The sequence below is a fragment of the Pseudomonas sp. HMSC066A08 genome, from assembly GCF_001813025.1.
GTDB classification, from domain to species: Bacteria; Pseudomonadota; Gammaproteobacteria; order Pseudomonadales; family Pseudomonadaceae; genus Pseudomonas; species Pseudomonas aeruginosa.
Genome location: NZ_KV811290.1, coordinates 210,699 through 236,687 on the forward strand (window position 1 = coordinate 210,699; position 25,989 = coordinate 236,687).

Below are 25,989 nucleotides of genomic sequence, written 5' to 3' on the forward strand. Positions count from 1 at the left end.
ACTACACTTGGGTTTCAGCGAGCGTCTTCCGAAGAAAGCTCAAAGCATCCTTGAAAACCTGATGCCATTTTTCAGAGGGCTCACTCATGAGGGGATGCCAGAAAAATGTGAATTCATGTCCTCCATCATCTTCTGCAAAATGCACCCAGGTATCTGGAAGGACTTGTGCAACATGACATTCATGAAATGTCCATTTGTGCCCAGTTACGATGGAGCGCCACTCCCCCAAATTTCGCTTAACTGTCGACTGAATCCCTGCTTCTTCTTTGAGTTCTCGGATTGCAGCCAGGTCGGTTGGCTCTCCTGGTTCAACGCTGCCTTTGACCAACTGCAAGCCTGCTAATGGATGCTCGAACGCTAAGATTTCCAGCGTTTCGCGGCCTCGCAGGACTACAGGACAAGATTTATCTGCTTCCATGCCATCACACCTGTTTCGATCATCTTTACACGTGAGTCGAGAAACATAAGCGAAGCAATCCACTATCGAAACCAGAGGGAGCGAAAGATTCGCAAGGTGTCCGTGTCCGTGTTAACGGGGTAGTACCCATCTGTAGCTTGCATAGCTACGACCTTATTTTCGCTGCCAGCAATCTTCTTGCAGGCTTCCGTTTGTTTTGTATTGCGTGGATCAGGCGGAAATTTCATCTCCACCACCTGTTTGATATTGTCCTGGGTTGGCGGCCTGTTGGGATTCTGAACGATTATCACGTCGGGCCTGCGAATCATTCCTTTCCCTGGGCCGCTGTGCCACGCACACCTGCTTGAGGCTTTTGCCATCCTGGCTGAGGTTGGGCGTGCTGCTGCAATGGCAGACCGCCGAGCACAGCACCTTCTTGTCCTGCGGATCGAGCCTGGGTTCCAGGGTGCCGGCGGGGGTGGTCCTGCCTTAGGGGCTCATGCCGCCCCGGGACAGGCTGGGCTGGTCGCTCGTGCGTCGCCCTCTGCAGCAGGTCGATATAGAGGGTCTCCGAGGTGGGGCGCTCGATCCAGGAGGTCATGCCGTCGGCATCCGTGGTGTCGAACGCATTCCAGCCGCCACTCGACCAGACCCTGACCCGGCGTCCGGCGGCGGGCTTGCCCGTTTCGTGGTCGATGAGCTGGAAGCGCCCGGAACAGGGCACGCTGTTGCGGTTAAGGGGAAGGGCGGGAGCGCGCGGGGCGGGCGTGAAGACGTCGCCGATGAGTACCGTCCCCGAGCCGCCGATCACCACGTTGCCGTGCGCCCCGATACTACCCAGCGTCACCGCCGGTAGGCCGTTGATGAGTACCGTCGACGAAACGGCTGAGATCATCGGGCTTCCGCAGGCTGAGGTGTCGCCTTGCCGTGCTGCCGGCAGGCCGTCGAAAACGACGTCGGGAGAGCCCTGGACGATGGGGTTGCTGCCATGCCCTGGCACTGGGCAGGTCGTTGGATCGGTGACGCGGGCGGCGGGTTTTCCACTCATGTGCGGGTCCTTGCATCAGTGAGATGTGCTGGCCGCTCTGGCGGCCAATTCGGGATTGAACGAGTCGGCACCTATCGCCAGCGGAAGAAACGCAGAAGGGGACTTCTCCTTGTCCCACCTCCCGGCATTGATTTCTTCTCCGGCCCGCCGAGGACCGTAGCGAGGTGCGCCGGTCAGTCTTGAGGGTGCGACGCGGAAGCGCCGGCTACCTGCAGCGCAGCAACTTCCAGCCGGGCGTCGCGGCGGGTCTGCTCCGTATGGCCCTGGATGATGCCGGGAATCAGGAAGGCATCGACGATCCACCAGATGCCGGTAATGATCAGGGGGAACAGGGTGAAACAACCGATCAGCGTGATGATCAGTTGGGTAACCGCCGTGCCGGTTTTCCCCAGGTAGAAGCGGTGTGCGCCGAAACCGCCCAGGAAGAACCACAGAAGATAGGCGGTGCCGGTGGATTTCTGGGCGTTGGAAACTTTCTGCTCCACGAGCATTTCAGACTGTAGTGACATGAGTTTTCCCACTGATCCATGCGGAAGACATGGTGGGAATTGAAACGTTGCCAACGGTGTTTTTTCAAGCGTCCAGTCTGAGGATGTTTTTGATTTGTAGTTTTATTGCGGGGCTCTGGAAGAGTCGGCCAGGAGTCGGAATTCCTGGACTTCGTAGAAGTGCTTAAAACAAACTGGCGAGTGGCTGGAGTTTATTGGCGAAAGGCGTCCGGCCGGGCGCCTTTCGCTTTTGTCCGTTAACTTCATAGTGGCGTGGTTTCGAACTTTATCTTTTGATAGTTCTCGAAAATGAACCTGTCTTCCGGCGACAGGGCCGTTTCGTCGAAGGGCAGGATCGCGCCGTCATGCATGACCTTGTAGTCGCGAGAGGTGATTTTCGTCTCCGCCGTGGTGAATGTACTCATGAAGCGCTTATGGGCATCCCCCTGGAACTCCTTCCTGTGCTGGAGGAAGTAGGCGAAGTCCATGTGCCCAACCATGAAGACGATGCTCCAGTCCTTCCTGGCGGCTATGTCCCATTTCCACATGGCGGAGAGTTTCCGCCTAATGGCCTGGTCGGACTCCCTCAGGGCCTTCTTGAGACAGTCGAAGGCGTAGGTACTGTCTATGTCGAATTCGCAGATGGTCAGGTAGTTCACGAACTTTTCGCCGAAGACACAACTGGAGCCGAGGGTGAAAACCTCGTATCCCGGGTAATACCTGCGAAAGAAATCAAGTTCCGTCAGGAACCAGTCTTCCAGTGCGGGTCGGCTGCTCTTTCCGTAGACGTTCTTGACGATGTCTGGCGTATATTCGAACCCTTCGCTGGTGCAGGTCAGAACGTTCTTCTCATCTTTGGCGATGACTATCCTGTTTTTTGCTCCTTTCGGTTCCTTTTTCATTTTTCTTGTCCTTCGAGCGTCTGTGGAGGCCGGTTTATCGTGATTTGGAATCTCTGTTTTAGGTTTCGCTTTCCAGGGATATAAGACGCCTGCTTACCCTGGTAGTGAGTGTCTAGCTCAAATTTTTTTTCTGTGCTTGACGAAAAGTATGCGTCGGTTTCTCGGAGGCTCGTTTTCTTGGACGGGGAGTTTCGAACGTGAATCCATGAATGTTTTCCTGCCAGCGTTCCAGAGCCTTGTTGGCGGCGGAATCGAACGGTCTCATTAACAGATTCGGGAAATATCATTCCGCGCGTCCGCAGCCAAAAGGGCGGGCTGGCGAAGCTCGCCGGGTGCCGGTCACGGTAGGGGAGGGAGCAGCAAGGCGAGCCGGCAACAGGAAAGGCCCGGCGCTGGAGGAGCAGGCAAGGAACTGGGCAAAGAAAAAGCCCCTGAAATTCACTAGGAAAATCAGGGGCTTATCGTTTGCGTTTGGTGGGCCGGGGTAATCTGAAACGAATTCATATCAATTTGAAAATAAAGGAAAAATCTCGGTTTGATTTTTCCGTGGAATACCTTTTGGAATACCGCTTTGAAAAGTCTGAGGTCGGGGTCCTGGGCCGAGTGGAAGGGACATCGCTGCCCGAGCTTTGTCTTCAGGAGTTGACAGGGGCATGCCAGATTAGGTCGGAAGAGTCACCGCAGCAGCTATTCCATATTGGTGTGCTGTATAGCTTTCATCTTACAGACATAAAATCGCCCGGTCAGCGTTGAGATGACTGACCGGGTGTAAGATGCAATTGGTCAAACGACCAATTGCAGGGCGGTATCCAGGGCTCGTTGCTTGATCTGCGCTCCCTGCCCGAACCAGGCCGAGTCTAGCCGGTACTCGTTGCTACGTGCGCGACGTTCATGGTCGACATATTCGGTCACCGCGTTGAGCAGGCCCCAAGCAGTGCCGCGAGCTGAGTACAATTGGCTGCCTCGTCCACGTCCTTCGTACAGCTCCTGCACTTTGCGCAAGGCGCGCTCATTCGGCAGAACTTCTGGCAAGTTGCCGGTCGGTGAGGTTTCGCACATCACGTTCATGAAAAACCCCAAGGCCTCATGCCACTGCACTTTGCGTTCGGCCAGAGCACGCATGCGATACATGAAGTCGTCCCATTGCGAGACGGCGATGCCGAGTTGCTTCTTTACCGCCTTCGGATCAAAGCGGGTGTTGTGCGGCACCTTGATCGCACGAGTAGTACCGTCCAAAGCGACAGTGAGGGTGTTGTTGCACACCACGCGCACAGTGGTCGGCGTTGCCGTCGTGGCCAATGTACCGTCGCAGGACGTGGCCAACAGCAGGTAACCGTTGACCTGGTCGTTGCCCTTGAGGGCAGACCCTTGTCCGGTACGCGCCAGCGCCCAGAACTTACGACCGCCCTTGAGCACGCCGGCTGTTTCCAGCTCGTAGCCGGAGACCTCGGTCAGGTCGCGGTAGAATTCCAAGACCTCCCGAGGTTGTACCGTGTGATAGCGCTGGGAAACCACCGACAACGGTGCCTTGGTGTCTGAGCGGAAGAGGACCTTCTGTTCAGGGAAGGAGTGGATGGCACCCAGATGGCCGACGGCATCCGACTTGAAGTGCACAGGGCTTTCCAAGATTTGCCAGTTCATACCGGCTTCGCGCTGCCAGACTTCAATGGATTGTTTACGCGGCAGATTGTTGCCCAGGCCGTGCCAGGGGGTAGTCCCAACATAAGCCATTTGTTCGATTTGATGAGCCATGGGAGATATTCCTTTGAGCAATAGCCGGCATAAAGCGCTGCGCATCGCACAGCACCGGCAGAAATAGGGAGTGGAAAGGTGGCGGATAAGCGGAATAGGGATCGCGCGGCGTCAGTCGTAGAGGCTGAACTCGTGCCCGCATTCCAGGCACTGGTAATTGTTCAACACTCTCTCATCGATTTGAGAGCCAATCGCTGCACCAGCTACCGCTCCGGTGGCGCCACCTACGAGCCCTCCGAAGATGGCTCCGGTAATACCGCCCAGGGCAATGCCAACAGGGCCGGCAAAAGCACCGACAGTCGCGCCAGCCTCGGCACCTGCTAGTACGCTGGACACGCCACTGGCGGCACCACCAATCGATCCGATGACACCACCGGCCTTTTTGCCGAGATCCTTCGTTGCAATGCGTGCAGAACTACATACGGGACAGTTCATGAGAGAAATTTCCTATATCAGGCTGATTTAACCGCGGGAGAAGGCCTACTGCTAGGTCTTCAAATTAATGATATAGGTTTGAAAATTATTTGAATCTAATTTGCTGGTGGTTTTGGCTGGGAGTGGTTGCCTTCTTAGCATTGATAGACTTGGCGTTGGTATGTTTCGGTCGTTATGCCTGGTTTGGACTAAGTGTTGCGAAGCAGTTTAGAGTTTTGCAGCTTTTCAGAAATGTATAAGCCTTTTTTAGCCTCTATCTCTACGAGTATTTCTAGTGCTCGTGCTCGACTGATTTCGTGCTGTTCTGAAATTCTGTCTAGCATTTCTATGGTCTTGTCTGAAAGGACGAAGTTGTACTGTGATTTTCCCTTTAGGGTGTTTCTGTATTTTCTTTGGTTCCATAGTTTTTTAATTTTCCCAATATAAAGTTCTTCTTGTTCGCGGGTGTGGTTCGCGTTGTCGAAAAAGATCAGTAGATCCTCATATGTTTCGATGGGCGTGCGGAAAATGGAGAGGTATGTGTTTTTTTGTAGCCACTCGTAAGCGAGTGAGCATTTTTGATTGTCGTCTTTAAACCATGAGTATTTTTTGTCGTGGGCTTTGTGCTCGCGCCACCGCTGCTCCAGATTTTTGATTAGAGATGTCTTTTCGGTAAGGTCTCGTTCCCAGACGTCAAGTATTGCTATAGGGAGATCCCTTCCAGAAAGATTGAATGGGAAGTTAAGTTGGCTGTGTTTGGTTGAATTTTGAATTTCTTTTGTTAGCCATTCCACTAGTCGACGTTCGTTCGTAATCCACTCTAAGTGTTTTTTGGAGATGAGTTGCTCTCGTCTTCTTTGCAATAGTGGATCGACCTTCCATTTGTTTGCTTGGAGGTATCGAGCCATCTTGTCTCGCATTCCATAGCCTGGGAGTGCTTCTTTATTGAAACTTTGTTCGAAGAAAACGAGTGTGTACCAAAGCCATATGTCATGGCGCTCGCTGTACTCGGAATCGCCGAGAACCTGGCTTAACTCATCGTTGTAACGTATCGCCATGCTAGGATCACTCTATGCAAACTCAAGGGTGAAGCTAGATTTACCCTATCGTGATTATTGAGTCAATCTAGGTGTACTCTAGTAGTACAAAATTATCTTAGGTACACGTTTTCACTGGGTCTGTAGGTGTGTTTGTGGCTATTTTCGTTTGAAAATGGCAAGTCCTCTGAGACGAACATGATCCCCCAGAAGGGTGCTGAGGGCAGGAGGCAATGGACGGATGTCGAGAGGGCGGCGTGCCGACAAGGTGTGGGGTGGGTTCGTCGTCCGTCAAATTTTACTGGCCTTGCCAATCCTCTGGACGAATACAGGAGCTACGTTCATGAGGATAATCCGCCTGAAAGAGGTCATGGATCTTACTGGTCTTTCCCGATCCACGATCTATAAGTACATCGCAGAAGGTCAGTTTCCAATTCCGGTGGCATTAGGGGATCGATGTGTCGGCTGGGTAGAAAGCGAAGTTCACGACTGGATTCTCGCTAAGGTGGCTGAACGTGATAAAGCTTTAGGCCTGGCTGGCTGATAATTTGCGTTGACGAGCATAGTCGCCATCATGATCCGACATCAATCGGATCATGATGGTTTTTTGCCGGAGTTGAATGAGTGAAGTGTTTTTTTGGTTTTTATAATGGTTTGGTCAGTATTGGCGGGTAATGTGTCGTCATTTTGTTTTCGGTATGGGTAGTATGCTTTTACTAAGTGACTATACGCTATGTTGTTGGAGCAGCTAATACTTGCTTCTGCAGATGGCTGTCTGTATCTATATCCATCTGATGTGAGAATGGCTAGTCGTACTACTGGCTATCGGTATCTATCCTGTGCCTAGAATGGTATTGGCTATCAGAAGTGTATCCACTCTCTGACAAATACCTTGGTGCCTAGAATCTACCCATTGCTTCACATACTACCTAAATACTCATCTCCCTGGTGTTTCTCTTCAGGCTGGGTGATGTGCATGAAGTTTAATTAGGGATGGTTGGCAGGGTGTAACTCGTAAACAAATACCACGCTTGCTGAGTATATGAGTCTTAGCAAAGAGAGTGGTTACCATGCTGCGTCATCCCGATAACACCAACCTTCATATTCACACTGGCGACCTGTTTGAAGGTCTTCCAGTAATGGTCGACAAGGGGCCGTTTTTAACTGAGTATTTGGCTGCATTGAAACGCACCGTTGAAAACGCGCTTAGCCAGTATCCGAGACTGTTAGCCTTTAGAATCGATTTACGTCTGCCAATCGGTATCGACTTGCCTGATTACGCATACACCAACCAAGTCATCAGCAGATTTATTGAATCGTTCAAGGCCAAGATCGAGCACAACCGACTGAAGGCTCGTGAGCAGCATTCCTATGCTCACGGATGTAAGGTTCGCTACGTGTGGGCCAGGGAGGAGGGGACAAGGCAACGTCCGCATTATCACGTTCTGATTCTGCTCAATCGTGATGCCTTCTACACGGTTGGTAAGCTGCAGTCTGCTAATGCCAACATGATCAGTCGCTTGCAGGAGGCGTGGGCCAGTGCCTTGGGGCTGCGGCTCGATCAGGTGGCAGGTTTGGTGGAGATCCCGGACAACCCGACGTACAGAGTGGATCGCGGGGACACTGGAGCGTTGTCCGGCCTGTTCCACCGTGCCAGTTACCTGTGCAAGGTCGCTTCCAAAGCCTATGGAAATGGCCAGCATGGCTTTGGATGCAGTCGGGGGTAATGCCGCTCCTGCTGAGAGCCAAGATGGCCAAAATTGTAAGCGGTTTGGCGTGATTCGCTACCAGTGCTCAAGGCCGCTCAATGAGCAGCCTATTTATTGTACGTCAGGTATGGCGCGTTGAGCTTAAGCGCAACCAGCTTGTAGGAGCCATCGTTTCATGCACTACGCCGATGATTCGAAACATCTACGTCTGTAGTCAGGGCTGGCGGACGGATGACGGATAGTGTCGAGCGCCTCTTGAAGCATCGCCTGAAGCTGACGGTGGTCGGCGGCACCGCGCCTCTGCTTGCGATCTGGTTGATCAGCCACACCGACAGCAATCTTACTCAGGCCTTCTACCTGGTTCTGATTGTCTTGCTGGCCATGGCAGTATGGCACTGCCGGAAACCACCGTATCTGGTTGCACGAGGCGCCAGATGCGGGACAAGCCGCTGGGCTCAAGCGCGTTCGCCCCAGTCTGATCGGCGCACAGACGATGTCCAGGGTAGGCCTGTGCATCTTTGGAACGAAGCGAGCGACATTCGGAGAGGAGCGACGGCGACGGGTACCACTGAGGACGAAAGTACGACGACGATATGCCGATTCATACGGGTGAGGCTGCCCTGCCTGGCCCTCACACAGCGCGGGACATGTGCCTTCTTGAATCAGCTTAAAATGGCCTCGCCGGTTACACACCGGCGAGGCCTCGCTGCATTCAGAACTTGTTGGCGAGGTCGATGCCGGACTTGCCTGGGGAGAGGATGTTGTTCGGATCCAAGGCACGCTTAATGGCGTGTTCCACCTTGCGCTTGACGGTGCCGTAGCTCTGCGCCACGCGCTCCTGGAACGCGGTGTTGACGCGGTAGACGGCGTAACCGTGCTTCTCGAACTCGTCCAGCAGTTCGGCGAAGCATGCATTGGCGCGCTTGGTTTCCTCGGGGTTGCTGCGGTCGTACAGCACGTCGATTACGTGGTGCATGTCGCGCCAGCCGACGATGAACTCACCGACGTAGTCCAGCCCGTGCTTGTTTATGACCTTCTTGGCCAGTGCCTGCTGCTTTTCGCACTCGCTGCCGCGGGCCTGGCTCACCGGGGCGAACCACATGGAACCGCCGCCCCCACGCCAGTTGTACAGGCCGAACTCCTGTAGGTTTGGCACGCCGGACATCAGCTGAGCGCGATACCGGAATGGCTGGGTATCGCCAGCTTCTTCCTGGGTGACGATCCTGCCCTTGCCCAGTTGCTCGAAGGCGCCGGTGACGATCTTCCAGTTCACGTCGACCTGCTCCTCGGTGCCGTACAGCGCGGCGTAGACATTCCAGGCGCCGAGATTCTTGTCCTTCTGGATCTGCTTGAGGATGGCTTCGGGAGTCGCGCCCGGCTCGGTGGTGTAGTCCGCGCGACGGGTGTTGCAGGTCGCGGCCTCCCACAGCACGCCAGCGATCACCACGGAGTTCGGGATGACCTGGGCGATGCGCAGCGGACGGATGAATTCGACGATCTCGCTGATGTCGGACTCGTTCTCGAACTTGATCTCGAACGGCTTGAACACGGGCGGCTTCGGCATCAGCCAGAAACCCATCTTGGTACAGATGCCGTAGTTGGCTTGGGTGAACATGCCATCCAGCGTCGGGCCGTAGCCCCACTTGAACACCTGCCAGGCGTTGTCGCCTTTCACGCCGCCCATGCCGGTGCGGTACACATCACCGTTGGCCAGTACCACTTCCATACCGCACTGCATCAGGAAGTGCTCGCCATAGGGGGTGTAGCCCACGCCACGGTCCATGGTGTTGCCCAGCGGCCCGGCGATAGCCGATGGCGCCGAGAACGACAGCATCAGTGGCAGGTTCTTCTCCTGCAGATAGTCGTACAACTGCTGGTAGGTCACACCCGGCTCGACCAAGGCGGTGCACAGATCCGGGTCGACGTGGATGATCTTGTTCATCTTTTTCAGGTCGAGGATTACCTGGCCGCGCTGGCCGGGCGCCGCCGAGCCGTAGCCGAAGTTGCGTCCGGTGGAGATGGTCCACACGGGAATCCTGTGCTCGTTGCAGATCTTCACCACGCCTTGCACCTGTTCGACGCTGGTGGCGGTAACGACGGCGGATGGCGCGTGTTCGGCGTTGTCCACCGCCATCATGATCTTGTTGTAGGGAATCAGTTGGTCGTCCCTGGTCAGGACGTTTTCCCCGCCCAGCAGTTTGCGGAACTTGCCGATGGCTTGCTGGAAGTTGGCGGCATCCACGCCGCGCGGGAGCAGGGAACTGTTGTTTTGCTCGGTCATTTGGTTAGCTCCTTCAAGCCTCGATCGAGAACGAAACGAAAGTGCCGGTCAGCGGCGAGCGGCGGCTGACGGCCAGTGGCGGCTGTGTGCCGGCATCGGAGCCGAGCATGGCCAGGGTGTGCCCAAGGGTGGCCGCCCACTGCTCGGAAACGGCGCCATTGCGAGCGCCTGCGGCCAGTTGCAGGGGCGGTTGATGGCCGAGTAGACGTTGCTCCGTGAGGTTGAAACCGGCACCGGAAGCGTTCAGTTGAAGACCTAGCTGCAACGCGCAGCCATGGGCGGCCTCGCTGCTCAGCAGGCGGTGTTGCGAACCGGCAGCGCTCGCAGTGTGCTGGCCGAGCCACTGCACCCTGGCGCCGCTGCTGCGGGACAGGTCGATGACCAGCGCGGCGCTGGCATCATCCAGCAGGCCGATGATGCGTGGCGGCTTGCCATTCTTCAGGCGCTGCTCCAGGGCCAATAAGAAGTCCAGGCCGAGATCGGTGCGCTGCACCTCGGCAAGCCGGCCCGCGGGGCTGGCGTTTATGGCCTGGAGGAATGCGGAACCGGCCACGGCGCCGTTGACCAGGACCAGGGTGGCGGGAAGCCGTGACGAAGGAGCGATAAAAGCGTTGGCCATGGCCAGGCCAGAGCTGCCCATGGCGGCACTGGCCAGTCCGCCCAGGGCCATGCTCTTGAGCAGAGAGCGACGTTCGACGTTCATCCTCGGCACCTCAAGGCTTGGCAGCCGGAGCCGGCGACTTGGCGATGTACTCGCCGACCTGCTTCAGGGCGTTGTCATCGATGAAGCTGGCGGGAAACGCGGGCATGGCGCGGAAACCGTTGCGCACCACTGCGCTGATGTACTCCGGTGGCAGCTCGCGACCCTTGATCACCGGTCCCACGCTGTGTTCGTGGCAGTGACCGCAGACTTTTGCGTAGACGTTCTCGCCGCTTTTCCAGACCCCGTCGCCATCGGCACTGGCATGACCGGCAAGCAGGACGGAAGGCAGGGCAAGGCAGGCCGCAAGGGCCCGTTTCACAACTGGGCTGTGGGGGAGTGTGGACATTTCGTACTCCATTCTCTTATTGGCTGTGCGGGTTGATCGGAAGCCGTTTGTAGGTCAGAACGGGTATGCCCGTGGCGCGTGCTGCAGGGTGATCCAGTGGTCAGTGGTGAACTCCTCGATCGCCCAGTCACCGTTGAAGCGGCCGAGCCCGGAGTTCTTCTCGCCGCCGAACGGTGCGTTGGGCTCGTCGTTGACCGGGATGTCGTTGACATGGGTCATGCCGGCATGGATGCGCTGGGCGAACTGCGCGCCGCGCTCCAGGCTGGAGGTGAACACGGCGCTGGACAGGCCGTATTCGCTGCTGTTGGCCAGCTCGAGCGCATGCTCGGCATTGCGCGCGGACTGGATGCCGACTAGCGGGCCGAAGATCTCTTCGCGGGCTATCTCCATGTCCGCGGTGACGTCGCCGAACACATGTGGCGGCATCACGTTGCCCTGCACCTCACCGCCGAGCAGCAGCCTGGCGCCCTCGGCACAGGCGGTGGCGATCTTCTGCTGCAGGCCGGCCAGCTGCCTGGCATTGATCACCGGGCCGACCACGGTTTCCGGCTGGCGCGGGTCGCCGTAGGGGAGGGCCCTGACGCGTTCGACGAAGCGGCGACTGAACTCTTCCAGCAGCGGCTGCTCGATGATGATGCGGTTGATCGCCATGCAGATCTGCCCCTGGTGCAGGAACTTGCCGACCACGGCGGCGTTCACCGCCTGTTCCACATCGGCATCGGCCAGGACCACGAAGGGACTGTTGCCGCCCAGCTCGAGGGCTACGTGCTTGAGGTGCTCGCCGCCGCTGGCGATGCGGCCGATGTTGCGGCCGACTTGGGTCGAGCCGGTGAAGGAGATGAAGGCCGGAACGGGGTGCTCGACGAAGGCATCGCCGATTTCCGCACCGGCGCCGACCACCACGCTGAGCGCTCCCGCCGGCAGCCCGGCTTCTTCGAAGATCCGCGCCAGCAGCAGGCCACCGGTGACCGGGGTGTCGCTGGCCGGTTTGACCACGACGGTGTTGCCCAGGGCCAGGGCGGGGGCCAGGGAACGGGCGGTCAGGTGCAGCGGGAAGTTCCACGGGCTTATCACGCCAATCACCCCCAGCGGTACGCGATACACGCGGCTTTCCTTGTCCGGGATGTTGGAGGCGACGATGCGGCCGTGCACGCGGTTCGGCAGGCTGGCCGACTCCAGGATGATGGCGCGCGCGGCGCCCCACTCGATCTGCGCCTTGATGCGTGTGCTGCCGGACTCGCGGATGATCCAGCCCATGATCTCTTCACGACGCTCGTCGAAGATTTTCACCGCATCGAGCATCACCCGGGCGCGCTCGGCCGGCGGCCTGGCAGCCCATTCGCTCTGGCACTCTCGGGCCTTGCGGTAGGCCGCATCGAGATCTTCGCGATTGGCCAGGGTCAGGCTCAGCAACCTGTCCTGGGTATAGGGGTCGAACACGTCAAGCTGGCGTCCGGCGCTCCCGGCGCGCCATTGGCCGGCAATCGGTTGCAGCTGCAGGTTTTCATAGGCAAGGCGGTTGCTGCTCATGGTTTTCCTCTTTTGGCTGGGCGAGGGGGGGCGACCACCACTGGTGCAAGCGACGGTCATGGATCAGGGGTGTTGCGCCACAGGTGGCCTAGGAGTCGACGGCAGGCCGTCGGCGGGAAATCGGGGGACTGGTGCACGGCATATGCACGGGGATGGAAAGAGGCCGAAAGGCAGGCAGTGGTCATGTCGAGGTCACCAGGTTTCTTGTTATGGCGTTGCACGTTATCTACCCATAACAACTATCGTGCCAGTGCCTAAAATATTGATTATTCCTTTAAAAACAGATGGTTAGCTTTATTCTGGGCGCCGCTCAGCAAGCGCTCCGGGAGTTGCCTGCGGAAAATTGTGTAGAGAAAATTGCGGGTCCGCGGAAAGCTCTGCAGCGGCGGCCGCGGGTGAAAGTCAGTGCGGTTACCGGACGAATTCCGTCTCGCAAGCGCGCCCCGGCATTGGTTGCATTGACCGCGAAGGGTGGGGCGTCATACTGCTGTGCATCTCAACCTGCCTTTCTTTTCCCCTGCCTATGACCAATACAATCCCGGGTAAATACGGACGATCGATGGAGGGAGACTTCCTCAGGCACATTCTCGGCCGGCAAAAGAGCCTGATCGTGGATCGCGCCAATCAGTTCGATCCCAAGGGGCTGCCGACGGCCGAGCAACTGGCTGAAACCGTTGCCTTCGCCCCTCAGGACGGGACCATCTGGCTGTGCGGTCAGCGGGTGATGCTGCTGCAGGGCTCCGCATTCGGCGCCATCCGCCGTGAACTGGTCGAGGCGCTGGGCTTCGACAAGGCGCGCGGGCTGCTAACTCGTATCGGCTGGCAGGCCGGCGCCCGTGATGCCGCTCAGGTCAGCGAGCAGTGGCCAGAGGGCGACCACGCCAGCCTGTACAGCGCCGGTCCGCGCCTGCATATGCTCGAAGGCATGGTGAATGTCGAGGTGGTGCGCTTCGAGATCGACTCCAGCATCGGCCATTTCTATTCAGAATTCCTCTGGCACAACTCGCTGGAGGATGATGAGCACATCGCCACCTATGGCCTGGGTAACGAGCCGGCCTGTTGGATGGAAATCGGCTATGCCAGCGGTTATGCCTCGTCGCTTCTCGGCCGGCTGGTGGTCTTTCGCGAGCTGGAGTGCCGCGCAACTGGCCACCACGCGTGCCGCATCGTCGGCAAGCCGATTGAGCAGTGGGACGACATCGATGCCGAGTTGGCCCACCTGGATGCCGAAGGTTTTCTTGGTCGCAGTACCTATGCCTCGGCTAACGAGACAGCGGTGGCTGCGCTTCAGGAGGCCCCCGAGGGCAACCAGATGGTTGGCGTATCCGCCGCCTTCGTCGCGGCCAGCCAGCTGCTGCAGCGTGTGGCGTCCACCCAGGCGACTGTGTTGCTCACCGGCGAGTCCGGGGTTGGCAAAGAACTGTTCGCCCGCACCCTGCACCAGGCCAGCACGCGCCGGGAGGCGCCGCTGGTGGCCCTGAACTGCGCGACCCTGCCGGAGAACCTTGTCGAGGCGGAGCTGTTCGGCGTCGAGCGCGGTGCCTTTACCGGGGCCGAGCGTTCGCGCCCCGGACGCTTCGAGCGGGCCAATGGCGGCACCCTGTTCCTCGACGAGATCGCGATGCTCAGCCTCGGCGCCCAGAGCAAGATCCTCCGCGCTCTGCAGGAGGGCGAGATCGAGCGCGTCGGTGGCGCCACGCCGATCCGCGTGGACGTACGCGTGGTGGCGGCGACCAACCTGGACCTGCGCCGCGAGGTCGAGTCCGGGCGTTTTCGCGAAGACCTGTTTTATCGGCTGAATGTCTTCCCAATCCACCTGCCACCGCTGCGCGAGCGCCGGGAGGACATCCCGCTGTTGATGAGCTACTTCCTGCGCAAGTTCAGCGCCCGCCACGGGCGCCGCCTGGCAGGGTTCAGCACGCGGCTGGTGAACTCCCTGCTGACTTATCGCTTCTCCGGCAATATCCGCGAGCTGCAGAACCTCATCGAGCGAGGCGTGATTGCCGCGGGCGATGGCGAGGTGATGGACGTCAACCATCTGGCCGAAGGTGGTGCGTCGCCGGTTTCCATGCCGGTTGGCCTGACTGCGGAGGGGCGCCTGAGCTCCCCGTCGGAGATGTCCGGGTGGCAGGGCAGCGCTTCTGCGGCGCGGGATGTCGAGTCCGGCATGGCTGCTCCCGCGGCTGCCGGTGAGCCGGAGCTGGCTAGCCTGATGGCCTTCGTCAGTGGGCGCGAACAGGCACTGAGCACCTCTCTCGAGGATATCGAACAGCGCCTGGTGCAGCTTGCGCTGGAACGCTCCGGCGGCAACATCACGGCAGCCGCGCAGATGCTCGGCATGAGCCGCGCCCAGGTCAGCTACCGCCTCAAGGGGCGCTGAACCCGGAGGAGGCCCGCCACACTCCCGTGGCGGGTCTGCCGAGCGGATTACAGCGGTACGGTGAACTTCAGCCACTAGGTTTGGCCTTCAGGGGGATTGCGCACGCCGGATTCGTCCTGCCATTTGGCACTGAGGAGCCAGCCGTCCTTGCTAGCGTACTGCACGGCCGGACCGATGGAGAAGGTGCTCCCGCGGTTGCTGTCGCCGACCAGGTGGCCGTCCTGCTTGCCGTCGCTGATCTGCTTGTAGGCATGGCCACCTACACCCACCACCCAGCCGTTGTCCAGGCCCCAGTTGCCGACGAATACCTGCCCATAGGTACCGGGTGGTGGCAGTACGCCCATGCCGTAGAGTTCGATGCCCATCGGCCAGTCCAGATCTTCGCCACACAGCTTGAAAACGGGGATGTTCGAAGGGCTGATTTTCATGATGCATAGGCGGAGTCGGAGCAGGTGGAGGGGGGCACTGTCCGATAAGCGGACGACTTTATCAAAAGTGCATTTTCTCGTTGGAATATCACCTTCTTTTAGCCGTTTTTCTAGAAAAAAGCAGGAGTAATCTGTCAGCCCAGTCAATGAACGGTCAAAATGATGGCTTCGTCGATGGTGTCTGGTGAAGTTTTAAACGCTCGGCTTTGAGGCGCTTGAGCCAAAGGCAGAGGTTGTTGCGCTCTCAATAGATGATTTTGACTCTATTGCGGTGGTAATTCAGAAAAACGAAGCACGCAGGGTGGGACTCCGTGGCCGTGATGCTCATTTCGACCAGAGCGGCAAGGCGGACTAGTGCTTCCATCAGCTTGGGATAGAGGAGACATTTTCGTTATGGCGTCGGGGCGCATCATGTGTGCAAGCTTCAGAAAGAGATCGGAAGCACAGCTTCGGAGATCAAGGGATTGCTTAGATTGTGGTGTTCCTGGATAAATTACTTGTCAATCATGGTGATGGTACCTCCGCAGATGGGGCGCAAGCCCAGGGTATTAGAATAAAGCGTTAAATTTAATTTGCTAACTTATTGCAGGTATGGAGAAAGTGTGGGGGATATTGAGAAAGAATTATGACAGTGACCAAGGCGAGTGGGTTTCTAGAGTTGATTGGCCCTTTGGGCGTTTTTGGGTCAGGGGAAACCTGCTGGTTGAAATTGCAAAAAATAATATGGCCATCCTCTCTACTACCCAATGGGCGCGGAGAGGGTAGAGATTATGACGCCGGTAAAGGTTGTTTATCGTGTTTCGCTCCGCAACGTACGCAAAGGCAGTCGTTGCCTAAGAAATGAAAGCGATGGACGTCTCGAATGAAGTCGTTGGTGCGTTTTTTTCGATATGCCGATATCGGATAATCCTTCCTGAATAAGTTATAGGGTGCAGTTCAATGGATGCTCGCAGTGGATCAGAGGGTGGTGTTTTCGCTTTGATAGATGCGCGCTGAGTTTGTTAAGTAAAGATGTTCAGCACTCCCAAGGTATGTATCAGGGTTCGGCTGTTTCTCTGGTAAATACTTCGAATGATTTGCAGATCAATCATCGTGTGATCATGCAGAGATACCTTTTGAGGTGTATTGGAAGTTTGCGTCAGGACTTCACTTGGATTCCGATTCGGCTGAGAAACCAGTTGAATAGAGCGAGAGTCAAAATCAGGATCAGCAGGACAGGCCAGAACCGTATGGCAAGTACTAATAGCGCGATGACGATGGTGCATCCGGCTAGCATGCAGATGAACACGAAGAGAAGGCCTAAAAAGCGGATCAGGTTCATTCGGGGACTCCTTTCTTTAGATCCAGCCCAACTGAGCAAGGGATACATAGCCTTCACTGCTAACAACAATATGGTCCAGCATGCGGGTGCCAATTAAGTCAAGTGCGATTTTTAGTGTTTGAGTGATCAAGCGATAATCGGAATTGGGAGTCGGGCTACCCGATGGATGGTTATGAACCAGTATGACAGCGGAACTATTGTGCCTGAGCGCCATCCTTACCACTTCACGGGGGTAGATGCTGGCGCTATCCAGAGTGCCTCGGAACACCTCCTCAAAAGCGATTACGCGGTATCTTGTATCGAGCATCAGTAGTGCAAAGACTTCATACTCATAATCCTGTAAAAGCATTTGGAGATGTTCAGTTACTTGTAATGGATCAGTTAACGGCTTCCCTTTAGACATCCGTCGGGCTGCTAGCTGCAAGGCTAAGCGCAGGATTTCATTTTCGGTAACAGGTGAGTGAACGATGTAGCTGCCAGCGTCTTCGCCAGCTTTGATTTTCTGATATTTCATTTACATGCACTCCTTCGGACAGCAAGGCGCAAACGACCTGCTATCAAATGATTATTGGACGCTGGACAGGGGGCGCTGCGCCTTGCTTGGGATTCCAGTTTTTCGGCGAGAGAGGGGCGTGTAGCGGAGTCTTCTGGTTGATCTTTCGGCATGATCGCTTTGAGGTAGAACTCCTCAACGACGCTGCCACATTTTTCGGTGTCTTCCTCGAAAGCGTCGTTACCAAACCCCTGCCGGGCAGCCGCGTCCAGTACGGCCTGATCGATACCGGCGGCTCGGCGGCTCTCCTCTAGTTTGGCGAGCAGCCTGCAAGGTCTCCTCCACCGCCATGGCTCTGCCGGGTGGATTTACCGTGCAGGCGTAGTTCCAAGGGCAGGCACGCCAGCCGGTCGCTGGAGATGGCTCGGGAATACTGCAGCCGTGCGGCCAAGCTGCGGATGCTGTTGAAGCCGGCGGTGCGGAACACGTAGGTGCCCAGCGGGTCGTCGTCGCCGATCATCACATTGAGACGACTGTAGGGTTTACAGGCGTGGCCCTTGGCCAACGGACAAGCGGGGAGGGCAGGCCCAGTGTCGCTATACTGATAAGGGTTAGGCGAGTATTCACTTTGTACTCCTTACGTCTGTAAAACGACTGGGTTACTGCATTCCCGGGTCGGTCCGCGCCGACCCGGGAATGCATCACTTCAGGCTTGCAAGTGGCGTGGAAGGCTGAGCATCCCAGCCGCCACCGAGCGCCTTGAACAGGCTGACTTCGCTGCTGAGCTGGCTCAGGTGGTCCTCGAGCAATTGCTGTTGGGCAGCAAACAGTTCGCGCTGCGCATCGAGCACTACCAGGTAGTTGTCCACCCCTTCGTCGTAACGCTGGTTGGCCAGTTTGTAGTACTCCTGGTTGTTGTCGACCAAGTCGCGCTGAGCCTGCAACTGCTCACCGAAAGTACCGTGCGCTGCCAGCCCGTCGGCGACCTCACGGAAGGCGTCTTGGATGCTTTTTTCGTACTGGGCGACATTGATGTCCTTGACCACCTTGCGGTAATCAAGGTTGGCGCTCAGGCGACCGGCGGTGAAGATCGGCAGGTTGATCTGCGGCACGAAGCTCCAGACCCCCGAGCCACCTTCGAACAGGCCGTCGAGATCGCGGCTGGCGGTACCGGCCGCTGCGGTGAGGGTGATGCTGGGGAAGAACGCCGCACGTGCCGCGCCGATGTCGGCATTGGCCGCCAGCAGCCGGTGTTCGGCCGCACGGATGTCCGGCCGGCGCAGCAGCAGGTCGGCTGGCATGCCCGCCGTCAGCGACGCCAGGGGTTGCTCCAGGGGGGCGCGGGCCGGCAGGTCGCCCGGCAGCTTGGTGCCGAGCAGCAACTGCAGGGCGTTGACATCCTGCGCGACCTGGCGGGTGAAAAGCGCCTTCTGCACGCGTGCGGTTTCTACCAGGCTGCGCGCCTGGCGTACATCCAGCGCCGAGGCGGTGCCCACTTCGTTGCTCGAGCGGATTAGATCCAGGCTGTACTGGTAGCTTTCCAGGGTGGAGCTGGCCAGCTCCAGTTGGGCCTGGTCGCTGCGCCAAGTCAGGTAGGCAATGGCAACGTCGCTGACCAGGGCAATCTGCACGGCGCGTTGGGTTTCGGCGGTGGCCAGGTATTGCTGCAGCGCGGCACGTTCCAGGCTGTGCAGGCGGCCGAACATGTCCACTTCGTAAGCAATGCCCAGCGTCGCCGAGTATTGGCTCTGGATCTCGCTATCGTCGGTGGTGGACAAGTCGTCGGGCACCCGCTGGCGCGATCCGCCAACGTTGGCATCGACCGTCGGGAACAGGGCCGAGCGCTCAATGCGGTGCAGCGCCCGGTAGGCCTCGACGTTCAGTGCTGCCTGGCGCAGGTCGCGGTTGTTGTACAACGCGACGCCGATCAACTGGCGCATGGCAGGGTCACGGAAGAACTCCTGCCAGCTCAGCGTGGCCTCTTGCCCAGCTTGCGCCTGGTCTTTCGCGTAGGCCGGGCCCCCAGGCCAGTCGGCCTGCACGGGCGCTTCAGGGCGATGGTAGTCGGGGATCAGGCTGCAGCCTGGAAAGGTCAGGCCCAGCGCAATCGAGAGGTATCGCAGCTTCATGCCGACTCTCCTTGGGCTGCTGCCACTCGTTGCTTGCGTTCGAACAATTTCACCACCACCACGTAGAACAAGGGGACGAAGAACACGGCCAGGACCGTGGCGGTGATCATCCCGCCGACGACACCGGTCGCGATTGAGTGCTGGCTGCCGGCACCGGCGCCGGTGTTGAGCGCCATGGGCAATACGCCGAAGGTAAAGGCCAGCGAGGTCATGATGATCGGGCGCAGGCGCAGCTTGGCCGCTTCGATGGCCGCCTTGGCCAGCGGCATGCCTTCCTTCTCGTACAGTTCCTTGGCGAACTCGATAATCAGGATGGCGTTCTTCGCGGTCAGGCCGACCGTGGTCATCAGGCCTATCTGGAAGTACACGTCGGCCTCCAGGCTGCGCATCAGGGTGGCGAGCACGGCGCCGAGGATGCCCAGTGGCACCACCATGATCACCGACACCGGTACCGACCAGCTTTCGTACAGTGCCGCCAGGCACAGGAACACGATGATGACGGTCAGGGCATAGAGCATCGGCGCTTGGTTACCAGTCTTGATCTCCTCGTAGGACAGGCCGTTGTAGCTCAGGCCAATACCGGGTGGCAGCTGTTGCATGATCTCGCCGATCGCCACCATGGCGTCGCCGGTACTGTAGCCTGGCGCCGGCTCGCCGAGGATCTGCACGGACGAGATACCGCCGTAGCGTTCCAGCTTGGGCGAACCATAGACCCATTCACCGGCGGCGAACGCCGAGAACGGCACCATCTCGCCCAGAGCGTTACGCACATACCATTTGTCGAAGTCTTCCGGCGAGATACGCGAGCTGTCGACGCCTTGCAGGTACACACGCTTGACCCGGCCAAGGTCGATGAAGTCGTTGACATACATCGAGCCCCAGGCAGTGCTCATGGTTTCGTTGATTGAGGCGATGCTGACCTGCAGGGCGCGGGCTTTCTCGTCGTCGATGCGCACCTGGAACTGCGGCTCGTCATCCTTGCCGTTGGGGCGTACGGCCTTGAGCTTGGGATTTTGTGCCGCCAGTTCCAGGAACTGGTTGCGTGCCTTCATCAGGGCTTCGTGGCCCAGGCCAGAGTTGTCTTGCAGGTACAGGTCGAAGCCCATCGCGTTACCCATCTCGAGGATCGCGGGGGGCACGAAGGCTATGGCCTGGCCGTCCTTGACATGGGCTAAGCGTTCATTGGCGCGCTTGGCCAGGCTGAACACGTCCTGCCCCACACCTTGGCGTACAGCCCAGTCCTTGAGCACGATCAGCACCAGGCCGGAGTTCTGTCCGCGGCCGGCGAAGTTGAAGCCGTTGACCGTCATGACGTGCTCGATCAGGTCGCTTTCGTCGTTAACCAGGTAGTCCTTGACCTCCTGCAGCACCGCTTCGGTACGTTCGGCCGAGGCGTTCAGTGGCATGCGCACTTCCGCCATCATCAACCCCTGGTCCTCGTTCGGCAGGAAAGCCTTGGGGATCTGAGTGAACAGGTAGCCGGTGCCGGCGGTGACCACGGCGAAGATAAACAGGTAGCGGCCACGGTGCTTGAGTATGCCGCCCACGCCGCGTTCGAAGCGTGCGGTGCCGCGGTCGAAAACGCGGTTGAACCAGCCGAAGAAGCCTTTTCGCTCTTCGTGCCCGTGACCTTGCGGGGCCTTGAGAATGGTGGCGCACAAGGCCGGGGTGAATATCAGCGCAACCAGTACCGACAGCGCCATGCAGATGACGATGGTGACGGCGAACTGCTTGTAGATGATGCCCGCCGAGCCGCCGAAGAAGGCCATGGGCACGAACACCGCGGACAGCACCATGCCGATGCCGACCAGGGCGCCGGAAATCTGCTGCATGGACTTGCGTGTCGCTTCGAGTGGCGACAAGCCTTCCTCGTGCATCAATCGTTCGACGTTCTCCACCACGACGATGGCATCGTCCACCAGCAATCCGATCGCAAGCACCATGGCGTACATGGACAACACGTTGATCGTTATGCCGAAGCTCGGCAGCAGGGCAAAGGTTGCCAGCAACACCACCGGCACCGCCAGGGTCGGGATCAGTGTCGCACGGAAGCTCTGCAGGAACAGGAACATCACCAGGAACACCAGGATCACCGCTTCGCCGATGGTATGCACCACTGACTCGATGGATGCCTCGACGACCGGGGTGGTGTCGTACGGGTAGATCACCTCGACGCCTTCTGGCAGGTAGGCTTTCTGTTTTTCCAGCTCCGCCTTGACCGCTTTTACCGTCTCCAGCAGGTTGCCGCCGCTGGCCAGGCGCAGGGCGAGGCCAGCCGAGTACTGGCCGCGGTACTTCGACGAGATGGCGAAGTTGTCGGAAGCCAGGGCGACCTTGCCCAGGTCCTTGACGCGTACCTGGGAGCCATCGGCCTTAACCTTGACCAGGATCTCCTCGAACTCGGCCGGGGTGGTCATGCGGGTCTTGCCCAGTACCGTGGCGTTTAGCTGCACACCGGAGCGGGTCGGCAAGCCGCCGAGCTGGCCGGAGGACACCTGCACGTTCTGCTCGCGAATGGCTTGGGCCACATCGCCTGGGGTGAGCTGGTAGCTGTTGAGCTTGATCGGGTCTAGCCAGATGCGCATGGCATAGGGCGAGCCGAACAGCATGTAGTCGCCCACGCCATTGATACGCGAAATCGGGTCCTGCAACTGCGAGGCAATCACGTTGCCCAGGTCGAAGTTGGTCATCTTGCCGGTCTTGTCCACCAGGCCGATGATCAGGAAGAAGTTCATCTGATACTTCACCACCCGCAGGCCTTGGCGTTGCACTTCCTCAGGCAGTCGCGGGGTGGCCAGCTGCAGTTTGTTCTGCACCTGGACTTGGGCGATGTCCGGGTTGGTGCCCTGCTCGAAGGTCACGATGATGTTCATGTTTCCGTCCGAGGCGCTCTCGGCGGACATGTAGCGGAAGCCGTCGAGGCCGCTGAGCTGCTGCTCGATGACCTGGACCACGGTGTCCTGCACCGTCTGGGCCGAGGCACCAGGGTAGGTGACCTGGATCGACACGGCGGGTGCGGCAATGTTGGGGTACTGGCTGATGGGCATGTTCATCAGCGACAGTGCCCCCGCCAGCATGGCGATGATCGCCAGCACCCAGGCGAAGATCGGCCGGTCAATGAAAAAGCGAGACATGGATCACTAACTCCTCAATTGGCCTGGGTGTCCGCCTGCGGCGCGAAATCGGCGACCAGGTTGACGTTCTTGGCGTCCACCGGCTTGACCTTGATTCCTGTGCGGGCCAGTTGCACACCTTCGGTAATCACGCGTTCGCCATCTTTGATGCCGTCACCGATCAACCAGGCATTGCCCACTGTGCGCAAGGTTTCCACCTCCCGCCGTTCGACGGTGCTGTCGGGCGTGACCACCCATACGGTCGGGGTACCGCGGGCATCGCGGCCCACCGCCTGCTGCGGAACTAGGATGGCGGCCTGCTGTTCGCCTTCGCTGAGCAGGGCGTGGACGAACATGCCTGGCAGAAGCTTGCGGTCGGGGTTGGGGAACTCGGCCCGCAGAGTCACCGAGCCGGTGGTGGGGGCGACGCTGACTTCAGAGAAGCGCAACACGCCCTTAAGTGGATAGAGGGAACCGTCATCCAGGGTCAGGCTGACCTGCGCCCGGTCTTCACCCACGCGCTGCAGGCGCCCGGATTCCAGTGCGCGCTTGAGCCCGAGCAGACGGGTGATGGGTTGATTGACGTCGACATAGATCGGGTCGAGCTGGGTGACGGTGGCCAGCTCCTGCGTCTGGCCATTGGTGACTAGCGCGCCCTCGGTCACGGCCGAACGGCCGATGCGCCCGGAGATCGGTGCCAGCACCTGGGTGTACTGCACGTCGATACGCGCCACCTGAACCTCCGCCTGGGCCTGCTTCCAGGCGGCCTGGGCATCGTCGTACTGCTGCCGGCTGACCGCGTTGGTCTTGAGCAGGCGCTCGTAGCGCCGGGCCAGGTTCTGCGCGGTGGTCAGGTTGGCCTCGGCGCGCGCCAGGCGCGCCTCGTAGGTGCGCGGATCGATCTGGTACAGCGGCTGTCCCTTCTTCACCTCCGAGCCTTCGGTGAACAGCCGTTGCTGCAGGATGCCGGACACCTGCGGCCGGACCTCGGCAACACGGTAGGCGCTGGTACGTCCCGGCAGGTCGGTCGTCAATGTCAGCGCCTGTGCCTTCACGGTATAGACCCCGACTTCGGGTGGCGGCTGCTCATTCTTCGCGGCCTCCTGGTTACCGCAACCCGCCAGCAGCCAAAGGGCTGCCAGGGGGATCAACTGTCTTGTGGGGAAGGTTTTGTTGAGCTTCACCGCATGTCTCCTGCGCAAGGTTGGCCAATCAGGTATTGGTCGTTGAATTTTTGATCCGTATTGTGGTACAGTGTATCGCTATGTGGTTCTGTAAAGTCAAGTATTGCTGGCACAGAGGAGGCACTCGCACTGCCGAACAGGTGCCGGCCACTGCACGCGGCTGGCTGGATTACGCGGTTGGCACTAAAGTGGCGGCGCAAAAAAGCTGCGCAGCGCAGCAGGCCGATACATAGAGGGCGGTATGACGGATATGGAAGAAAGCATTGGAAAGCATGGCGGGATACAGGTCATTGCCCGTGCCGCATCGATCATGCGGGCGTTGGGCAGCAATCCCCAGGGTCTGAGCTTGGCCGCGATCGCCCAGTTGGTCGATCTGCCGCGTTCGACGGTGCAGCGCATCATCAATGCACTAGCGGTGGAACATTTGGTGGAAGCACTGGGGCCGAGTGGTGGTTTTCGACTGGGGCCGGCGTTCGGCCAGCTCATCACTCAAACCCAGATGGATATCATTTCATTGGTCAGGCCACATCTGACCGCGTTGTCGGAGCAGGTTGAGGAGTCGACATGCCTATCCTCCCTTTCGGGTGATAAGGTTTATGTGATGGATCGAATCGTGGCTGAGCGCGAATTACGGGTCGTTTTTCCGATTGGCATTCATGTACCGGCTAGCGCGACATCAGGTGGCAAGGTGCTGCTTGCCGCACTTCCCGAAGAGGCCCAACACGCTTTGCTACCGGATCCATTGCCAATGTGCACCGCTAAAAGCCTGAAACGTGAGGTGTTATTGGCTCAGTTGAAAGAGGTCAAAGTCAGCGGCGCGGCAACGGATGAAAACGAATATATCGAGGGTCTGTGTTCGTACGCAGCGCTGCTCGATACCTATTTAGGAATTTATTCAATCTCGATCGTAGCGCCCACTTCGCGAGCAATGATCGCGGGGGAGCGTTTTCAGAAAGCGCTGCAGGTCTGCAAACGGAATATTGAAGAGGTGATCGGTCGGACGCCTCGGGCAATTCCCGGGCAAGGTGTCGATGGCTAGAAAGACAGCAGCTGAGGCCGCAATGACACGCCAGAGGATTCTGGCCGCAGCCACAGAGCTTTTCTCGCAGGCCGGTGTGACTGAAACAACGCTTGAGCACATCGCGCAGCGGGCCAATGTCACGCGGGGCGCAATATATTGGCATTTCAGGGGCAAGGAGGATTTGTTTAAAACCATATTCGATGAGCAAATTCTCCCACTGGAAAGCACAGTACCTAAAGACCTTCCTCTGTCGTTGGCGTGGCAGCAGCTGCAACAGCGTCTAGTCGAAACTATCAGCGAAGAAATTCCTCGACGCTTGGCAGAAATCATGATGTATCAGGGGGCTTGCGGTGGGGACTCAGCCGTTCATCAGCAACGACTGGCACGTGTCAGAGGACGATTCATGCAGCACCTCAAAACGGTACTTGAAAATGCCGTGAGTGCTGGCGAATTAACCGCGTCGCTTAATATACGACGCGTTATGGAGTTTTTTGGTGTTAGTACTGCAGGCTTACTATTTGATTGCTTGCAAAAAGAGGATAATCCCATTGAATCTGTTTACTCAACATTGAACGTTCTTTGGCATGTGCTGATGAACCCGCCAGAGAATTTTTTAGTTGAGGACTAATTCATACAGATCCAGGCACGACTGGCATCTACTAACCCAAGAAGCATCTCGGGGTAGCGACAGCGTAGGCCATGGTTTCGACGAGATGAGCCATTTGGATGATTCCTTTGGGTGCAAGCCGGCATAAAGCGCCGCGCACGGCGCAGCACCGACCGGACGATTGAAATGAGAAGGGTGTGGGTGCCGATCAGGTCGGCAGATTGAAGCGATGACCGCAGAGCAGGCAGAGGTTGTGGGCCAGGACGTGGCGGTCGAGCGACTCACCGAGTTGTGCGCCCAGCGCGCAACCACCAACCCCTCCGGCCAGCCCGCCGAGGATGGCGCCCGACACGGAGCCGAGGGTGATGCCGACAGGGCCGGCGAATGCGCCGATAGCGGCGCCAGCCAGGGCAGCGCTGACGCCGCGCGCAACGCCGCCCACGGTGCCGATGGCGGCGCCGACTTTCATGGCGTGATGGAAGGAAGCGACTTTGGGGGAATGACAGCGAGGGCACTGCAATGACATGGGGCTAACCTCCTTGGTGCTGATGTCATTGCAGTCATGTAGGGCTGAGATTTTTTCGAGTCGTATTGGTCTCAATGGCCGATTTTTCAGCTGTTGGCACAATCAGCAGGAACTGGTTGAAAGTAGGCAGCGGTGAGTAGCTGCTCCCTGTAGGGCAAGCAGCGGCACAAAAATACTGAA

General features: G+C 58.3%; 22 protein-coding genes and 3 pseudogenes. 5 read left to right on the forward strand and 20 right to left on the reverse strand.

Translation table 11 applies throughout. The annotated features are described in order from the left end of the window. Window position 1 precedes the first annotated feature (1 nt). The 8 genes and pseudogenes from HMPREF2886_RS33120 to HMPREF2886_RS33135 form a co-directional block, all read right to left on the reverse strand. Window positions 2–418, reverse strand: a complete 417-nt coding sequence (locus HMPREF2886_RS33120; protein WP_083318535.1) for an NUDIX hydrolase — start codon at window positions 416–418, stop codon at window positions 2–4. A 128-nt stretch (window positions 419–546) separates the two neighbouring features. Then, a pseudogene (locus HMPREF2886_RS35295) lies at window positions 547–862 on the reverse strand (VRR-NUC domain-containing protein); the annotation flags it as partial. A 76-nt stretch (window positions 863–938) separates the two neighbouring features. Beyond that, a pseudogene (locus tag HMPREF2886_RS10215) lies at window positions 939–1,445 on the reverse strand (PAAR domain-containing protein); the annotation flags it as partial. A gap of 173 nt (window positions 1,446–1,618) precedes the next feature. Continuing rightward, on the reverse strand, window positions 1,619–1,954 hold the full coding sequence (locus HMPREF2886_RS10220) for a TM2 domain-containing protein (protein WP_003140884.1): 336 nt from the start codon (window positions 1,952–1,954) through the stop codon (window positions 1,619–1,621). Between the two features lie 242 nt (window positions 1,955–2,196). Continuing rightward, window positions 2,197–2,835, reverse strand: a complete 639-nt coding sequence (locus HMPREF2886_RS10225; protein WP_003163192.1) for a hypothetical protein — start codon at window positions 2,833–2,835, stop codon at window positions 2,197–2,199. A 783-nt stretch (window positions 2,836–3,618) separates the two neighbouring features. Beyond that, window positions 3,619–4,587, reverse strand: a complete 969-nt coding sequence (locus tag HMPREF2886_RS10230; protein WP_003159623.1) for a DUF932 domain-containing protein — start codon at window positions 4,585–4,587, stop codon at window positions 3,619–3,621. Window positions 4,588–4,698: 111 nt separating this feature from the next. Beyond that, entirely contained in the window at window positions 4,699–5,022 is a 324-nt protein-coding gene (locus HMPREF2886_RS33130) for a hypothetical protein (protein ID WP_014003959.1), read from the reverse strand. Between the two features lie 188 nt (window positions 5,023–5,210). Continuing rightward, window positions 5,211–6,059, reverse strand: coding sequence for a hypothetical protein (locus HMPREF2886_RS33135; protein WP_023102658.1), 849 nt, complete (start codon window positions 6,057–6,059; stop codon window positions 5,211–5,213). A 322-nt stretch (window positions 6,060–6,381) separates the two neighbouring features. On the opposite strand from HMPREF2886_RS33135, the gene HMPREF2886_RS33140 reads away from it, so the two are divergent. Beyond that, window positions 6,382–6,582: a helix-turn-helix transcriptional regulator gene (locus HMPREF2886_RS33140; RefSeq protein ID WP_031633308.1), complete on the forward strand. Its 201-nt coding sequence runs from the start codon at window positions 6,382–6,384 to the stop codon at window positions 6,580–6,582. A 526-nt stretch (window positions 6,583–7,108) separates the two neighbouring features. Further along, window positions 7,109–7,765, forward strand: coding sequence for an inovirus Gp2 family protein (locus HMPREF2886_RS10235; RefSeq protein ID WP_023102657.1), 657 nt, complete (start codon window positions 7,109–7,111; stop codon window positions 7,763–7,765). A 694-nt stretch (window positions 7,766–8,459) separates the two neighbouring features. Here HMPREF2886_RS10235 and HMPREF2886_RS10240 read toward each other — a convergent pair. The 4 genes from HMPREF2886_RS10240 to pchA are packed head-to-tail and all read right to left on the reverse strand — an operon-like array spanning window position 8,460 to window position 12,607. Continuing rightward, complete coding sequence (locus HMPREF2886_RS10240; RefSeq protein WP_003159625.1) at window positions 8,460–10,028, reverse strand: FAD-binding oxidoreductase; 1,569 nt, start codon at window positions 10,026–10,028, stop codon at window positions 8,460–8,462. A 13-nt stretch (window positions 10,029–10,041) separates the two neighbouring features. After that, complete coding sequence (locus tag HMPREF2886_RS10245; protein ID WP_023102656.1) at window positions 10,042–10,731, reverse strand: hypothetical protein; 690 nt, start codon at window positions 10,729–10,731, stop codon at window positions 10,042–10,044. A gap of 10 nt (window positions 10,732–10,741) precedes the next feature. Next, entirely contained in the window at window positions 10,742–11,077 is a 336-nt protein-coding gene (locus tag HMPREF2886_RS10250; protein ID WP_023102655.1) for a c-type cytochrome, read from the reverse strand. Between the two features lie 54 nt (window positions 11,078–11,131). Further along, the gene (gene pchA / locus HMPREF2886_RS10255; protein WP_003159628.1) at window positions 11,132–12,607 is read right to left on the reverse strand and encodes a 4-hydroxybenzaldehyde dehydrogenase; all 1,476 of its coding nucleotides are present in this window, start codon (window positions 12,605–12,607) and stop codon (window positions 11,132–11,134) included. 523 nt (window positions 12,608–13,130) lie between these two features. On the opposite strand from pchA, the gene HMPREF2886_RS10260 reads away from it, so the two are divergent. Continuing rightward, a complete protein-coding gene (locus tag HMPREF2886_RS10260) occupies window positions 13,131–14,987 on the forward strand; it encodes a sigma-54-dependent Fis family transcriptional regulator (RefSeq protein WP_031633306.1) in 1,857 nt (618 codons plus the stop codon). A 74-nt stretch (window positions 14,988–15,061) separates the two neighbouring features. On the opposite strand, the gene HMPREF2886_RS10265 is transcribed toward HMPREF2886_RS10260, so the two are convergent. From HMPREF2886_RS10265 to HMPREF2886_RS10300, 7 genes and pseudogenes are all read right to left on the reverse strand, one after another. Then, window positions 15,062–15,352, reverse strand: coding sequence for a transporter (locus tag HMPREF2886_RS10265; protein ID WP_003159631.1), 291 nt, complete (start codon window positions 15,350–15,352; stop codon window positions 15,062–15,064). Window positions 15,353–16,553: 1,201 nt separating this feature from the next. Continuing rightward, window positions 16,554–16,736, reverse strand: a complete 183-nt coding sequence (locus HMPREF2886_RS10270) for a hypothetical protein (protein WP_023102654.1) — start codon at window positions 16,734–16,736, stop codon at window positions 16,554–16,556. A gap of 16 nt (window positions 16,737–16,752) precedes the next feature. After that, complete coding sequence (locus tag HMPREF2886_RS10275; protein WP_023102653.1) at window positions 16,753–17,250, reverse strand: JAB domain-containing protein; 498 nt, start codon at window positions 17,248–17,250, stop codon at window positions 16,753–16,755. Beyond that, a pseudogene (locus HMPREF2886_RS34985) lies at window positions 17,247–17,815 on the reverse strand (hydrolase or metal-binding protein); the annotation flags it as partial. The gene HMPREF2886_RS10275 and the pseudogene HMPREF2886_RS34985, both read right to left, overlap by 4 nt. Before the next feature lie 115 nt (window positions 17,816–17,930). Next, window positions 17,931–19,358, reverse strand: coding sequence for an efflux transporter outer membrane subunit (locus tag HMPREF2886_RS10290; protein WP_003159634.1), 1,428 nt, complete (start codon window positions 19,356–19,358; stop codon window positions 17,931–17,933). Further along, on the reverse strand, window positions 19,355–22,492 hold the full coding sequence (locus HMPREF2886_RS10295; protein ID WP_003159635.1) for an efflux RND transporter permease subunit: 3,138 nt from the start codon (window positions 22,490–22,492) through the stop codon (window positions 19,355–19,357). Before HMPREF2886_RS10295 ends, HMPREF2886_RS10290 begins: the two co-directional genes overlap by 4 nt. A gap of 14 nt (window positions 22,493–22,506) precedes the next feature. Next, window positions 22,507–23,655, reverse strand: coding sequence for an efflux RND transporter periplasmic adaptor subunit (locus tag HMPREF2886_RS10300; RefSeq protein ID WP_023102651.1), 1,149 nt, complete (start codon window positions 23,653–23,655; stop codon window positions 22,507–22,509). A gap of 241 nt (window positions 23,656–23,896) precedes the next feature. On the opposite strand from HMPREF2886_RS10300, the gene HMPREF2886_RS10305 reads away from it, so the two are divergent. Continuing rightward, window positions 23,897–24,694 carry an IclR family transcriptional regulator gene (locus HMPREF2886_RS10305; RefSeq protein ID WP_003159637.1) on the forward strand — a complete coding sequence of 266 codons (798 nt, stop codon included), beginning with the start codon at window positions 23,897–23,899 and terminating at the stop codon, window positions 24,692–24,694. Continuing rightward, window positions 24,687–25,304, forward strand: a complete 618-nt coding sequence (locus HMPREF2886_RS33145) for a TetR family transcriptional regulator (RefSeq protein ID WP_023102650.1) — start codon at window positions 24,687–24,689, stop codon at window positions 25,302–25,304. The genes HMPREF2886_RS10305 and HMPREF2886_RS33145 overlap by 8 nt, the downstream gene beginning before the upstream one ends. Before the next feature lie 187 nt (window positions 25,305–25,491). On the opposite strand, the gene HMPREF2886_RS10310 is transcribed toward HMPREF2886_RS33145, so the two are convergent. After that, the gene (locus tag HMPREF2886_RS10310; RefSeq protein ID WP_023102649.1) at window positions 25,492–25,809 is read right to left on the reverse strand and encodes a hypothetical protein; all 318 of its coding nucleotides are present in this window, start codon (window positions 25,807–25,809) and stop codon (window positions 25,492–25,494) included. Between the last annotated feature and the right edge of the window lie 180 nt (window positions 25,810–25,989).

Bases quoted from the DNA above. Each gene is read 5' to 3' on its own strand.
- HMPREF2886_RS10275 (WP_023102653.1), bottom strand. From the start codon at position 17,250: ATGAAATATCAGAAAATCAAAGCTGGCGAAGACGCTGGCAGCTACATC.
- pchA (WP_003159628.1), bottom strand. From the start codon at position 12,607: ATGAGCAGCAACCGCCTTGCCTATGAAAACCTGCAGCTGCAACCGATT.
- HMPREF2886_RS10240 (WP_003159625.1), bottom strand. From the start codon at position 10,028: ATGACCGAGCAAAACAACAGTTCCCTGCTCCCGCGCGGCGTGGATGCC.
- HMPREF2886_RS33140 (WP_031633308.1), top strand. From the start codon at position 6,382: ATGAGGATAATCCGCCTGAAAGAGGTCATGGATCTTACTGGTCTTTCC.
- HMPREF2886_RS10295 (WP_003159635.1), bottom strand. From the start codon at position 22,492: ATGTCTCGCTTTTTCATTGACCGGCCGATCTTCGCCTGGGTGCTGGCG.
- HMPREF2886_RS10270 (WP_023102654.1), bottom strand. From the start codon at position 16,736: ATGAACCTGATCCGCTTTTTAGGCCTTCTCTTCGTGTTCATCTGCATG.
- HMPREF2886_RS33135 (WP_023102658.1), bottom strand. From the start codon at position 6,059: ATGGCGATACGTTACAACGATGAGTTAAGCCAGGTTCTCGGCGATTCC.
- HMPREF2886_RS10220 (WP_003140884.1), bottom strand. From the start codon at position 1,954: ATGTCACTACAGTCTGAAATGCTCGTGGAGCAGAAAGTTTCCAACGCC.
- HMPREF2886_RS10235 (WP_023102657.1), top strand. From the start codon at position 7,109: ATGCTGCGTCATCCCGATAACACCAACCTTCATATTCACACTGGCGAC.
- HMPREF2886_RS10250 (WP_023102655.1), bottom strand. From the start codon at position 11,077: ATGTCCACACTCCCCCACAGCCCAGTTGTGAAACGGGCCCTTGCGGCC.
- HMPREF2886_RS10230 (WP_003159623.1), bottom strand. From the start codon at position 4,587: ATGGCTCATCAAATCGAACAAATGGCTTATGTTGGGACTACCCCCTGG.
- HMPREF2886_RS10290 (WP_003159634.1), bottom strand. From the start codon at position 19,358: ATGAAGCTGCGATACCTCTCGATTGCGCTGGGCCTGACCTTTCCAGGC.
- HMPREF2886_RS10260 (WP_031633306.1), top strand. From the start codon at position 13,131: ATGACCAATACAATCCCGGGTAAATACGGACGATCGATGGAGGGAGAC.
- HMPREF2886_RS10305 (WP_003159637.1), top strand. From the start codon at position 23,897: ATGACGGATATGGAAGAAAGCATTGGAAAGCATGGCGGGATACAGGTC.
- HMPREF2886_RS33145 (WP_023102650.1), top strand. From the start codon at position 24,687: ATGGCTAGAAAGACAGCAGCTGAGGCCGCAATGACACGCCAGAGGATT.
- HMPREF2886_RS10265 (WP_003159631.1), bottom strand. From the start codon at position 15,352: ATGGGCATCGAACTCTACGGCATGGGCGTACTGCCACCACCCGGTACC.
- HMPREF2886_RS10310 (WP_023102649.1), bottom strand. From the start codon at position 25,809: ATGTCATTGCAGTGCCCTCGCTGTCATTCCCCCAAAGTCGCTTCCTTC.
- HMPREF2886_RS33130 (WP_014003959.1), bottom strand. From the start codon at position 5,022: ATGAACTGTCCCGTATGTAGTTCTGCACGCATTGCAACGAAGGATCTC.
- HMPREF2886_RS10245 (WP_023102656.1), bottom strand. From the start codon at position 10,731: ATGAACGTCGAACGTCGCTCTCTGCTCAAGAGCATGGCCCTGGGCGGA.
- HMPREF2886_RS10225 (WP_003163192.1), bottom strand. From the start codon at position 2,835: ATGAAAAAGGAACCGAAAGGAGCAAAAAACAGGATAGTCATCGCCAAA.
- HMPREF2886_RS33120 (WP_083318535.1), bottom strand. From the start codon at position 418: ATGGAAGCAGATAAATCTTGTCCTGTAGTCCTGCGAGGCCGCGAAACG.